The organism is Bdellovibrio sp. ZFWA1, assembly GCF_056175665.1.
Genome location: NZ_JBJKJH010000002.1, coordinates 523562 through 535074, shown reverse-complemented (window position 1 = coordinate 535074; position 11513 = coordinate 523562). Strand labels below are relative to the sequence as shown.

Here is an 11513-nt window from a genome sequence, read left to right as displayed (position 1 = left end):
GCCGCGAATCAACCTTCATGACCTAAACGACTCTTTCGAACCACGGCCACGTATATCACAAATAGAATATGCAAAACGACGAAAGCAGAAACATACTCGACACCGCCTGCGCCGAAACCGTACGAATGCAAGCCTGCGCCGAGCACAAAGTTTACACCATACCAAGCCATGATGACCAAACTAAACGTAATGACCCCGGTTGCAACCATACCAAAGTTTTTAAGAAGACCTGCTAATCGGGCATGCAGGACTGCTAGATACCCCAAAAGCGCGATCAAAGCCCAAGTCTCTTTTGGATCCCATCCCCAAAAGCGCCCCCAAGAGTAGTCCGCCCAAATACCACCAAGGATAATTCCCGGCGCTAAAAAGACCACACCAATTTGCATGGAGCGATACACAGCAGTCACAATGGCTTTGATTTTTTCTTTATGCTTCTCTTCACCACGCAAGAAGTAAATAAGACCCAAATCGCTTAACCCAAACGCCAAAAAGAAAGCGGCATAACTAATAGTGATCGTCATCACGTGTACAACCAACCAATAGTTCGAGCGAAGCACGGGCTCTAACGGCTGAAGACTTGGATCGAGAACCGCCGGAGCATAATCCGCAACGATCATCGAGAAAAGTCCAACCAATGAGCCTGCCATCAAAGTAAAGCGGAATTTATATATTATCTCGAGGATCGCCGCGAAAACGACAACACCCCATGAAACCCAAACCACCGTTTCATACATATTTGTAACCGGAGCGCGATCCATCAAATAGACTCGCAACGCAAATCCATATGTGTGAACCAAAAAACCAAGGACCATAAATATCCAGGCAAACTTCATCAACGAACCTTTGTCGGTGGTCCACACGAACAACAAAATCAAAGCGGCGATACAATACAAAATATACGACAACCGAAAAGGATGAAGATCGTTGTAATGAACTTCTAATGAAATCTTCTGTCCCGAAGGATAGACCTCAGGATTCGCAGACTTCGCCACATCTTCAAATGCTTTTACCTTGGCATCAAGAGCCTCTCCGGTCGTTTTCAAATCTTCTTTTGATTTTCCTTCGCCAACAGCGCCAATATGAGTCACGAAAGCTTTTGTTAGCTCTAAAAACGAAGCTTGAGCTCCATCCTTTAAATCCGCAACCGCCAACCAAGCAGAGCCCTGTTCCGCACCAGGGGGGATGACTTTCATCATATTTCCAGAAGCCACCTCATTAAAGATTAAATACTGATTTTCTAAACGCTGCAGAGCCTGGAAGTAGGGATCAAGCTTTTCTTTGCTTTCACGTTTTGCCGCTAGCTCTTGCCTTAAAAGAGTAAACCGATCAGATCCAAAAACCTCTGCACCCGTGAAATGGCGACGCTCTTTAGGCAACTTCAACGCCTCTAATACTTGGTGATTGCGCACTTCAAAAATCGCCTTCTCAGACCAAGATTGCGGAGACAGCATCCAAGTCATAACTATCTCATAACCAGCCCGTCCCTCGTATTGGGTCTTTCCATAGACGATCTCTAAAACTTCTTTCCCAAATGTATCAAAAGGCTTGATTCGCCCAGCATCCTGCACCGGAAGATATTTTAATCCATCACCCGGTTCGGCATGAACAGCAACCGAGGCGAAAACCACCATTAAAATTGAAAGAATTTTCGTAAACATTAGTGCCCCTTATCTTTCTTTTTGAGCGCTTTAAAATCCAAAGTTTTAAAATAAAACAACAATATGATTCCCACGGTCATCACGAGTGAGCCTAGGTACTTCCAAAAACGGCCGGGATCATGATTGACTGAAAAAATAGAAGCAACGGGCTTGCCGTTTTCCTCTTGAAAGCTGGATTGATAAATGGTCAACCCTTTGTACTTGAGCGGTTCGTTCATCGAGATTTCTTGAGTCGCCCCTTCGGGTGTCTCGACGATACTCTTATAGGCCATGGCTCGCATCGTACCTTGATATCGAGTCACATCGAAATGATCTAATTTCAAGTCAAAACCAAGATCGATTCTGCGATTCGCCCACGTCAAAAGATAGGCACCTTGATCCGTGAAAAATTTCACCATATCATTTTGCAAAACCCACTGTTCTGAACCTTTGAATTTCACTTTAATTGCGGCTGTCGTTAACGGACTTGGCCGCGGAACAGGCTTGATTTCCCAATCATCTTTAGCCTTAGGAAGGTAGCGTAAAACACGCACTTTGGAACCCATCCATCCTGGCTCAAACACGCCCCCTTCAGGCACAACTCCAGTTAAAAAAACTTTCTTTTGATCTTTGTGAAAAACGGCGTATCGAACCTTACCATCATCGGTGACATTCAGAAAAATCTCGTTCACACCTCGCCCCTCTGCAGGGACTTCCGTTCCTAAATGCAATGTCGCAGGTCCAAAGTTTTGAACGGCTGGCGTGCCGGGTTTTCTCTGCACCAACCACTCGATAACGTTAAACATCGCACTTTCTATTTGAAAGCGAATCGCCGGACCATAATTCCCTTTATCTACCGCAACCACCTGGCGCGACGGGATGACATATTTTTCGTAGCCAATAATGTCGATACTTCCATCCATCGTCATTACTGAAAATGGTTTTTCAACAGAAGGCGGTTTCATAAAGAAATCAACTTCCTGTTCTAAAGTTTTGCTGTAACGATCACCATCAAAAGAGGAATAAACCGTCAAATCTGTCTGAGGAACTTGGACGTATCTGCCTTTTTCACCAATGCCAATGCGAAGGCTGCCATCAAGACCAAAATTCGATGTCACCCACTGTCCGCACATCAAAATTATAATTCCAACGTGAGCTAGTACAAAGGCTGCATGTCGTCTTTTCCAAGGCCAACGATCCACCATCACTGCGATCAAGTTGATGGCAAGCAAACACATCACCCCAAACATCCAGGGGGTGTCGTAAACTAATTTTTTTGCAGCGAAAGCATCATACTTTGATTCAACGAAAGTTCCCACTGCAGTCAATGTGGCAATGGCAATTATAATAAAGACAGCTAACTTCAACGAGGCCAGGGGTTTTATGATTTTTTTCATCGACCCCAAGTTTTATCCAAGCTCTTTGCTTTTGGCTAGATAAAGCCGGGGACTCCCCTCTCAATTAATTATGCGCGTCAGGAAAGGTGATGCAGATTAGAGACAATATATTCAACAGCCTTTTCGATTTTTTGTTGAACAGCAGAAGATGCCTCTAAATTAAGCTGCTTGGTTTTTTCATCCATATAAAGAGCCCGATTCATCTCTACCTGAAGCGCATGATGCCCTGAATTCGGCGCCCCATATTGTTCCGTCACTCTTCCGCCAAAATAAGGCCAGTTATAACCTACTTTAAATCCAGCGGTACAGTAGGCCGCAATCACTAAATCTTTAAATCGCGGGTCACAACTTGTCCCCTTGCAATCACTCACAACGATGTCTGCCCGCAACTCGCCTGGGTCACGATGCATTTTGGTTCCCAAGCTAGGCATAGAGTGGGCATCTAAATGAAAAATCTTTTTCGCACCATTTCTTTTCATAGACTCGTAATTTTCTCGGATTTCCTGATGGAAAGGATCATAAATCATTCCAACCAACTCTTCATGATTGGCCAGCGACATCGGCTCTGGCATCAAGGGATGATTGTAGGTAGTTACTACCCAATGAAACCCTCGATTGTGCATCCCTGCAGGATTTGTATTCCCGATCACCGAAGTGCTGTCAATATCAGCTGGTACTCTGTTCAAATCGGCGGCGTAGCGATGCCATTGGGTTTTTACCGAACGAATTTTTAATTTGTCGATAGTGGGTTGATAAAGTCTATCCACAAACCGATCCACGTCACACATCAGGATCTCTTCCGGTAAGTTTTGAAGCCACGGAGTCTGCGGTGGGACCTTTTCACCCGAATGAGGAATAGTAATTAGAAAATTATCTGCCATGAGAACTCCGATCATATTGACATAACAAAGCTTCTTACTCGAAACTATAAAAGCAAAGGGTTGAAAATGACAACATCGAATAACAGCCACGACTCAAGCTCGGCACCGAAAGCCAAAATCTATACTCGCACAGGCGATAAAGGTACAACTCGTCTTGTCGACGGCTCGTGTGTAGAAAAATTCAACCCCCGCGTCGAAGCTTATGGCTGCGTCGACGAACTTAATTCAGTGATAGGCTGGTGTCGGTCCGAAGCCGCCCCGTTTAAGGATTTGCAAAACCTTAATGACGAGCTCGAGTGGATTCAAAATAAGCTTTTTGACGTTGGCAGTCTATTGGCCTGCGACAAAGAAGAAGTTCTAAAAATGCTTCCACAAATCACGCCCAACAATGTCGAGCGCATCGAAAAAATGATTGATGTTTGGTCGGTAGAACTTCCTGAACTTCGCCAGTTTATCTTACCCGGAGGCCACAAAGTGGCAGCGGCTCTTCATATGGCCCGTACTGCTTGCCGACGAGCAGAGCGCAGATCTGCGGAAATCATGGTCAAAGACTCCCGGTACGAACTTCCGCTTCAGTTTTTAAATAGACTTAGCGATTATCTTTTTGTCGTCTCTCGGTGGGTAAACTTCAAAATGCAACAGCCCGAAACCACATGGAAGAAGGGCGAATGAGCCTACGTATTGCCACCCCCGAAGATTCGGCTCAGCTGGTTCAATTTCACAAAGAATTTCTGCGCCCAGGACAGGTCGACCTCAAAGTGGACCGCTGTCAGAACTATTTCCTTCCTTACGAAATCCATGGTGAACAACATCTCACCTACATTTTCGAACAAGAACGTAAAATCGAAGGAACAGCCTCGTTTGTCGTTCGTGACGTCATTCTTGATGGAAAAGTTAAAACCGTTTGCTTCGGCCGGGACCTTAGGATTTCCAATAACCGCCAAACGGTCCTCGAGTGGCACAAGCACTACCTGCCAGTTTTAGAAGAGATCTTCAAACAGTTTAACTGCAAATATATGTTTTCGATGATTAGTCAAAATGATCTGCAGGCACTCAACGCATTTATTCGACCTCGTCCCAGTCGACGACTTCTGCCCCGATATTATCTATTTCGTCGCTTCAATATGGTAAGTATTCATGGTAAATTTCCATGGGCAGAAAATCCCTTGCCTCATCTTAGAATCAAACATGCACAAGACCATCACAAAGATGCGTTGATTTATTATATCTCTCAAAAATCGAGACAAAAAGAATTGGCGACAGTTTGGGACGCCTCGAGCTTCGAAGACAAACTAGAGCGCTGGGAGAACTTAAACTTAAGCGATTTTTTGATTGCAATGGACAAAGAGGACAACATCGTTGGCTGTGTGGCGCCTTGGAGCAGTCAAGGGGTTCAAGAATTAATCCCGGTCGAGTACAATATGCGCGGCCACAATTTTCGGCAATTTCTAAAATTTGGGGAGCTATTGGGCTGGACTCGATCTATTACCAAGCCAGCGCATCGCCTTCCAATGGAAGACAGCTTTAAATTTAGATATTTAAACTTTCTTCATGCAGACAATGCAGATATTTTTGAAAGCCTTATTTTTTCAGCCTGGAATAATAGTCAACCCAACGAATTTTTAGTTTACAACCAAATGCGGGCTGATCACTATCTTCGACCTCCGGCGCATTGGATTCACACTCAAATTCCATATGGAATATACTTAGTACTTCCGCCGGATCAAGAACCACCAGCCTTCCTTCACCCACGCAACGAACGCACCTGTGAAGTAGAGCCATTCTTTTTATAAGGATCAGTTTGAAGGGAAAATCTCTACTGCCATACCATCACCCGAAACTGAACGGATGTTTGGTTGAATATAGTTTCATTCGTCGTGTTCGTTCTATCTCGATAAGATCCCACATGAAGAACATTATTACCATTGGCGTTTCCGCACGGAAGCCGAATATAAATATTCCCATTAGATTCGTCATAATCAATTAATGGACCATTCGCTTGAGCCGAATCTCCATACTGATTTATTCCCCATGGAAAAATTTCTCCAGTGGATTTTTTAAAATAGCCCGACATTAACTTCGGTAAACCAGATAGACCCGTAGAAGAATAAGTGTACGTTTGACAGTTCTGAGCAACGGCGATCCATCCGGTATCAAACGAAGGGCTGCCAATTCCAGTCGATCCTATGGCCGCCCACGAAGTACCATTACAAAACTCCATTTTTTTAGTCGAACTATTGTAACGTTGCTGACCCTCGCTTGTCGCATCACAAACCGAGGATGTATTACCAAATTTCACTTCACCAGCAACATCAAGCCTTGCTGTCGGGGCTGCAGTTCCAATCCCCACGTTCCCAGCTGACGGCTCGGTCACAATTGCGTACTTGTTTGTAATTGTCCCCCCGGAAGGCGCAAAAACCTTTATTCCATGCCAATTAGTTACTAAATCGGATGTTCCCATCGAGGACCTTATATCAACTCCAAAAAAATTAGTGACCGTCGTCCCCCCAGTACCATTTCCAGATAGATTTAATTCTCCTCGCAATCCAACCGCATTATTTATCGCTGGAAGGTTTGCACCAAAAGATCCAGTGACTGATCCCACCACACCAGCGGCGGTACCCGTGTAGTTCCCAGAATTTGCATTTCCAGAGGTAACCCCCTGGACGCCCATCGCTATTCCAGAGACAACCCCGGATCCTTGATTACTAAACTGTCCGCGTATGGCACTAGAGCTAGAAATTAAATTGTTTGCACCAAGCAAAGTGAAGGACGACTTCAGCGCTGAAGACTGCAATGTCGTAGAGGCGCTAGGGCTAGTTATTAAACTAATATCCGCCGCAGACATCGATATACTTCCACTAGATCCGTTATAGTATTTATTCACCTGGAAGGTAGAAGCAGCCGAAGAGGTTCCAAACGAGTTTCCAACCATCACCTCTCCGCCGGTTGTCGCGCTTAAAATAGAATTGGATCCATTTGAAAGATTGAATTTTGAATTGTATTTAAGAACTGATTCGCCAGCCACAGAATTGAGATAAAATTCATTGGCCGCGCTAGCGACTCCTAACTCTAGCGAGTTAGCACCTGAACTCACTTTCAACGATGACTTAACTCCCGTCCTTGAAATATCCAAAACCGCAGAAGGACTGGTTGCTCCAATTCCAACATTTCCCAACGCATCGATACGCATTCGCTCTGTACCAGAAGTTGAAAAACCTAATATGTTTGTACCCGGACTAAATAAGCCTAAGGAATTGGCGCCAATTCCCACACCAGGGACAGCTGCATTTCCAACTGCAGCGATCATGGTTCCTGTCATCGTTCCACCAAGTAATGGTAACTTCGTCGAATCCGATGCCGAAGGCACACTCCACGTAGGTGCACCAGCCCCGTTGCTGGTCAATACCTGGCCAGCACTTCCGGCACCGACATTCACCAGCTTCGAACCATCAGTATAAATCACACCGCCAGCTGAAACATCTAAAGAGGAATTATTTGTTCCCCCGCTTGCTATCCCCAGAACTCCGGTCAATTGACTAACGGGCAAACTAATATTCACACAGGAAAAGGCATCCGTAACTGCAGACCAAGTTAAAGTCTGAGACGAAGAGCAATTCGACGAAAATTGACTTGCCCCTAGTGAGGTTCGCAAATCGTCCACGCCAAAGTACACAGGCTCGAACTGCGTATTACTGCTGTTATAGCGATAAACCTGCCCCTCTGAAGGAGTTGTTGAGGCCACTGTAAAGCCACGAATTTTATTCACCGAAGGATTTGGATAAGAACCACCAAGATCACCAGCCGCGGAACCCACCGGAGATCGCCCATCTGATAAACGAGAGTCGTTACCCGCTGCCACCGTCCCCGCCGTGGTTCCAAACAATACCGACACAGTTTTTGAAGATGTTCCTGATACACCAATGCCTGATCCAGCAAGAACATCAGAGATCACTCCAGACCCCCCGGCGTCAGTGACACACGAAAAATTCATACCATCCCAAAACACAACCTGCCCAGCGCTGCATGAACTAACTGGCACATTCGACTTTAATACAAAATCATTAATTGTTTTATCTCCTAAGCGAGTAGTAGACAACGAGGTCAGCGCGAAAGGGACAGAACGAATGATATTATCCGGAGATATCAAACGCCAACCGACACCATCATGGAACTGCACTTTAAGTTTGCGATAGGAATCCACAGAGGAGTTCCAACTCCCGGAGCCAGCGCAGGGATGGGAAATGCCGTTGACGAATGAATCTGAAAGTTTATAGCTAGGATTCCCGGCAACTCCCGGAAAAAGGCGCGTCCCCAGACCAATCGGAACATCAAAAACACCCTTAGAATTACTTAAATTAACACCGTCTTTTTGCTCACGATAGATAACGCAAGAACCATCTTCAGAAGTAATTTCAAAAATGAAGCTGACGTTATTATATTCCAGTCCCTGACCATCTGATTTTAATATTCTGCCTTGATAGGTTAAACTGGCAGGAGAAGCCCAAATAAACGACGGCGAAAATACAGTCAGAAAGACAAGGATAAATAGACTATTTATCCAGTTATTTTTCTGAAGCATGCGCCCTCCCAAAACCAAACAATCTTCCTTTAACTAATCGGCCTTTTTGAGCAAATACTATACAAAAAAAAGAATGATCTACAATGAATGTAATCAATATTCACAATCAGCATCATTTAAACCAAATCGCCAACGTAGAGTCGGTTGAATCTCGATGCCCCGTAGCTGCTATTGTCACAGCTGTTGGCGATACAACAGACATTCCTGTTGATGTCCCATTTTGATAGGCAATGTTTATCGGATAAGTACCTGACATAGCCCACACATTTGCTCCGATGCTCCAAGTTCCGAATGTATCACCGTAGGCTGATGTCCAAGTTGGATCCTTTACACCCAAAAGATAGTCCGAGTAGGTGTATCCGTCTCGATCACTTCCATTCCACTCTAAGTTGTTTAATAAGCCACTCTCCTTAGTCCAAGGAGTGAGCGCTGCTTTCTTAGCAGCAAACGAAGAATTTGTGCTGGCTGATAAGTAAACGTTTTTGCCTTTGACCGAACTCTCAAACATAATTCTCGCAAACTTTAAATGTTTTATTATGGCCGCGCTCTGAGCAATTGTGAATGAAAAGCCTGGCACCGAATAAGCCGTCATTAAAGTACTGCTTGATGCAGTTCCATCCCAATAAGAATTAGCGGGTCCCAGGGAAGTATTTCCCCCAATAGCAAGAGTATTAGTCAAAGCCAATGTGCCGTCATTACTCGCATCACACGTAAAGGGCTCTACAGTCTGAGGAGTCAACTGAGTATAGCCCGCCCCAGCCACAGCCGCTGTCGTCTGAGTTGATCCATCTGGAAACTTAAATCCACCACTTGTGGACTCTATCACGCCATTCACCGACAACTTTTGTCCAGGAGTCGCAGTACCAACGCCGACATTCCCACCAGAAAAATTAGTACCACCGGTTGCGGCAGACCAATAGGTCGCCGAAGCCGGAAGCCTTGCAGAGGCAATGGTTCCTGTAGCGATGACCGATGCGTCTAAGTTGGCGATATTTGCACAAGTATTAGCATCCTTGACTGCAGACCAAGTTAAAGTCTGAGAAGACGCACAACTTGCAGAGAACTGACTTGCTCCCGCAGCAGTCCGTAAATCATCGATACCAAAATAAACGGGTTCAAACTGCGTCGTGCTATTATTAAATCGATAAACCTGCCCATCTAAAGGTGTCGTTGACGCTACATTAAAACCTCTAATTTTATTAACCGAAGGAATAGGGTAACTCCCCCCCTAAGTCTCCTCCCGCAGATCCAGCCGGCGTTCTTGAGTCGGTAAAGCGCGCATCGTTTCCAGCAGCTAAAGTGTTTGCGACGGTTCCAATATTGGCCGTTATTATCGGCGTCGATGCTCCGTTCGTCACCGTTATATAAGAGTTTGCACTGCTGACACTCGTGACCCCATCCGTAATTCCATACCCAGCCAGAGTCGTGGGCTTCCCTGTGATATTCGCCCATGCCGCAGTCACCGCCGAGCACTCAATTCTATCCGTCGCGCTGACATAAATTAATGCTGTGCCAGCACTACAAGATGGCACCGTGTTCAAAAAACTCTGACCACCAATTGTTGAAAAGATATCATTAATTTTTAAAGTTCCGAAACTTGGGGTGCCTGCGGCTCCATGAGGCGCAGCAAAAACCGTATTTGCAACCTGAGAACTTAACGACACACTTAAAGTCCCACTTCCCGTCACCGGGCCCCGCTTACCGACAATATCGAGGGAACCGTCATACCCACAGATGTCACAGTGCCGGCCGTGGGATTCGCAGCCACCCAATTTGAGCCATCAAATTTTAGCACTTGCCCTGTTGTTGGCCCTGGCCCCGCAACTGCGACTCCTTTAATTTTATCTACCGAAATTGCTGAATAATTCCAACTCCGTCGTTAAACTGCACTTTTAATTTTCTAAAGGAATCTATGCTAGAACTCCAGATGCCAGAGCCAGAACAGTTATGTACAACTCCGTTTACAAAGGAATCGGCAAGCTTATAGGTAGGATTGGCACCGGCATCGGGAAAAAGACGCGTTCCGGTGCCAATAGAAACGTCAAACACCCCTTTAGAATTTGCTAAATTAACACCATCTTTTTGTTCTCGATAAAGAACACAGGCACCATCTTCAGAAGTAATTTCGAATAAAAAGCTTACGCTACTGTACTCGAGCCCCTGCCCATCTGCTTTTAAAATTCTACCTTGATAAGTTAACGAATTCGGCGAGGCCCACGCTGAAAGCTGTCCGCAAAACAAACCCAAGCAGATCAGCGCCAACGCTGTCTTTTGATAAAAAAACGACATTGAACCCCTCCGAAAAGAACCGATGTGAGCTTCTAATCGGATATTTATGAGATATTCTCAAGGGATTTAAACAGGTTTTTTACAAAAGAATCAGGACCAGAGAAAAGCTGTCTCATTTCAAGGCAAACAGCTAAGCAAATATTTGATTTTGAACGGTTTCCCGAACCTGAGGCCAAAACCAATCCAAGGCAGGATCGGAATCAATAACATCTTTGACTAAAAGCTTAAGATCCGCCGTGGATGCAACTTCTCGGCGCAGCCAAATTTCAATTTCGTCGTAACCAGGACCAATAATGGTAATTTCAACCGATTTTAAAAAATGGATAAGCTGAACTCGCGACATATCCAAAGAGGGGTTATTCAATTTCTGAGCAAGACATCCAAGAATGTCCGCCTTCAAATCATTAAAATCACGGTAATTGATTCGCCGAAGAATCATATCAGAAACATGCCCCCGATTAACCCAACGCTGATGCAAGCCTTTTTGACAGGCATTGATCAACAAGCTTCTTAGCGCCTGTGGTATGCTCTTAAATTCGACCTCCTCTAGACTCATCACAGTCATCAAGTCGACATATCGAACATTCTTTTGTGTTTCGCGCAGAGAAGTAAGAACTTCAGGCACCCGCAACAAAGAGTTACGAATACTTAAGAGATCGATTCCTGCTCCGTCCGTGAAGTAGAGAATTCGCATATTCTTATCATAACCAAGTTATTAGATTTGTGA

At 45.0% G+C, this 11513-nt stretch carries 10 protein-coding genes; 2 read left to right on the top strand and 8 right to left on the bottom strand.

What is annotated here, in order from left to right; genetic code table 11:
- Nucleotides 1-8: 8 nt before the first annotated feature.
- The 3 genes from AC04MN_RS12020 to AC04MN_RS12010 form a co-directional block, all read right to left on the bottom strand.
- The gene (locus tag AC04MN_RS12020) at nucleotides 9-1658 is read right to left on the bottom strand and encodes a cytochrome c biogenesis protein (protein ID WP_475383445.1); all 1650 of its coding nucleotides are present in this window, start codon (nucleotides 1656-1658) and stop codon (nucleotides 9-11) included.
- Nucleotides 1658-3034: a cytochrome c biogenesis ResB family protein gene (locus tag AC04MN_RS12015; protein WP_475383444.1), complete on the bottom strand. Its 1377-nt coding sequence runs from the start codon at nucleotides 3032-3034 to the stop codon at nucleotides 1658-1660. The genes AC04MN_RS12020 and AC04MN_RS12015 overlap by 1 nt, the downstream gene beginning before the upstream one ends.
- A 77-nt stretch (nucleotides 3035-3111) precedes the next feature.
- Nucleotides 3112-3915 carry an N-formylglutamate amidohydrolase gene (locus AC04MN_RS12010; RefSeq protein ID WP_475383443.1) on the bottom strand — a complete coding sequence of 268 codons (804 nt, stop codon included), beginning with the start codon at nucleotides 3913-3915 and terminating at the stop codon, nucleotides 3112-3114.
- A gap of 66 nt (nucleotides 3916-3981) precedes the next feature.
- Between AC04MN_RS12010 and AC04MN_RS12005 the strand changes: the two genes are divergently transcribed.
- Both AC04MN_RS12005 and AC04MN_RS12000 read left to right on the top strand, forming a co-directional pair.
- Complete coding sequence (locus AC04MN_RS12005) at nucleotides 3982-4587, top strand: cob(I)yrinic acid a,c-diamide adenosyltransferase (protein WP_475383442.1); 606 nt, start codon at nucleotides 3982-3984, stop codon at nucleotides 4585-4587.
- Nucleotides 4584-5708, top strand: a complete 1125-nt coding sequence (locus tag AC04MN_RS12000; protein ID WP_475383441.1) for a hypothetical protein — start codon at nucleotides 4584-4586, stop codon at nucleotides 5706-5708. The genes AC04MN_RS12005 and AC04MN_RS12000 overlap by 4 nt, the downstream gene beginning before the upstream one ends.
- A gap of 23 nt (nucleotides 5709-5731) precedes the next feature.
- On the opposite strand, the gene AC04MN_RS11995 is transcribed toward AC04MN_RS12000, so the two are convergent.
- The 5 genes from AC04MN_RS11995 to AC04MN_RS11975 form a co-directional block, all read right to left on the bottom strand.
- Entirely contained in the window at nucleotides 5732-8497 is a 2766-nt protein-coding gene (locus AC04MN_RS11995; RefSeq protein WP_475383440.1) for a hypothetical protein, read from the bottom strand.
- 112 nt (nucleotides 8498-8609) lie between these two features.
- Complete coding sequence (locus tag AC04MN_RS11990; protein WP_475383439.1) at nucleotides 8610-9332, bottom strand: hypothetical protein; 723 nt, start codon at nucleotides 9330-9332, stop codon at nucleotides 8610-8612.
- Nucleotides 9333-9696: 364 nt separating this feature from the next.
- Nucleotides 9697-10161 carry a hypothetical protein gene (locus tag AC04MN_RS11985; protein ID WP_475383438.1) on the bottom strand — a complete coding sequence of 155 codons (465 nt, stop codon included), beginning with the start codon at nucleotides 10159-10161 and terminating at the stop codon, nucleotides 9697-9699.
- Nucleotides 10162-10342: 181 nt separating this feature from the next.
- Nucleotides 10343-10786: a hypothetical protein gene (locus AC04MN_RS11980; RefSeq protein WP_475383437.1), complete on the bottom strand. Its 444-nt coding sequence runs from the start codon at nucleotides 10784-10786 to the stop codon at nucleotides 10343-10345.
- 130 nt (nucleotides 10787-10916) lie between these two features.
- Entirely contained in the window at nucleotides 10917-11480 is a 564-nt protein-coding gene (locus AC04MN_RS11975; protein WP_475383436.1) for a hypothetical protein, read from the bottom strand.
- Nucleotides 11481-11513 lie beyond the last annotated feature (33 nt).

What these genes read in the sequence shown, in the direction of transcription:
- AC04MN_RS11995 (WP_475383440.1), bottom strand. Translation starts at nt 8,497, where the DNA reads ATGCTTCAGAAAAATAACTGGATAAATAGTCTATTTATCCTTGTCTTT.
- AC04MN_RS11975 (WP_475383436.1), bottom strand. Translation starts at nt 11,480, where the DNA reads ATGCGAATTCTCTACTTCACGGACGGAGCAGGAATCGATCTCTTAAGT.
- AC04MN_RS12010 (WP_475383443.1), bottom strand. Translation starts at nt 3,915, where the DNA reads ATGGCAGATAATTTTCTAATTACTATTCCTCATTCGGGTGAAAAGGTC.
- AC04MN_RS12015 (WP_475383444.1), bottom strand. Translation starts at nt 3,034, where the DNA reads ATGAAAAAAATCATAAAACCCCTGGCCTCGTTGAAGTTAGCTGTCTTT.
- AC04MN_RS12020 (WP_475383445.1), bottom strand. Translation starts at nt 1,658, where the DNA reads ATGTTTACGAAAATTCTTTCAATTTTAATGGTGGTTTTCGCCTCGGTT.
- AC04MN_RS11980 (WP_475383437.1), bottom strand. Translation starts at nt 10,786, where the DNA reads ATGTCGTTTTTTTATCAAAAGACAGCGTTGGCGCTGATCTGCTTGGGT.
- AC04MN_RS12000 (WP_475383441.1), top strand. Translation starts at nt 4,584, where the DNA reads ATGAGCCTACGTATTGCCACCCCCGAAGATTCGGCTCAGCTGGTTCAA.
- AC04MN_RS12005 (WP_475383442.1), top strand. Translation starts at nt 3,982, where the DNA reads ATGACAACATCGAATAACAGCCACGACTCAAGCTCGGCACCGAAAGCC.